Below are 566 nucleotides of genomic sequence, written 5' to 3'. Positions count from 1 at the left end.
CCTGACTGATGAATACCGCGACCTCTGCCGACGTCTCGTTGCCACCCTGTGCCGCAAGCGGCCATCGCCCCTGGTGACCGGTCCTGCGCGCTCCTGGGCCTGCGGCGTGGCCTACGCGATCGGGAGGGTCAACTTCCTTTTCGACAAGTCCCAGAAGCCCCACATGCGCGCCGATGCACTGTGCCAGCACTTCGGGCTAAGCGCCCAGACCGGTTCTGCCCGCTCAGGAGCAATTCTGAACCTTCTGAAGATCGGCCAGCTCGATCCTCGCTGGTCACTTCCCAGTCAGCTCGACAGAAATCCGCTCGTCTGGCTTATTGAAATCAATGGCATGATCGTCGACGCGCGCCGCATCCCGCGCAATTTGCAGGAAGAAGCCTTCCGGCTGGGTGTCATCCCGTTCGTTCCAGGCGAAGAACGCTAGTTCGCGCAAAATCCCGAGCCCCGGTTGTACTTCACTTGCGACGCTGCGACGTAGCAATTTCCCTTTGCGCTTGGTCGGGTTCGCCGCCCCCCCCCTGGCTCAGGCTAAACGTGCTTTATTTTCCGTTTCCTGAAGCGACCCC

At 61.1% G+C, this 566-nt stretch carries 1 protein-coding gene; it reads left to right on the top strand.

The features are described from left to right. Positions 1–424, top strand: a 424-nt coding sequence (locus tag BMI01S_RS42360; protein ID WP_042293507.1) for a DUF6398 domain-containing protein, incomplete at its 5' end; no start/stop codon positions are given. Positions 425–566 lie beyond the last annotated feature (142 nt).

This window comes from Paraburkholderia mimosarum LMG 23256 = NBRC 106338, assembly GCF_000739815.1.
Taxonomy (GTDB): Bacteria; Pseudomonadota; Gammaproteobacteria; order Burkholderiales; family Burkholderiaceae; genus Paraburkholderia; species Paraburkholderia mimosarum.
Note: the sequence above shows the minus strand (reverse complement) of the source record. Positions and strands in the feature narration are given on the sequence as shown.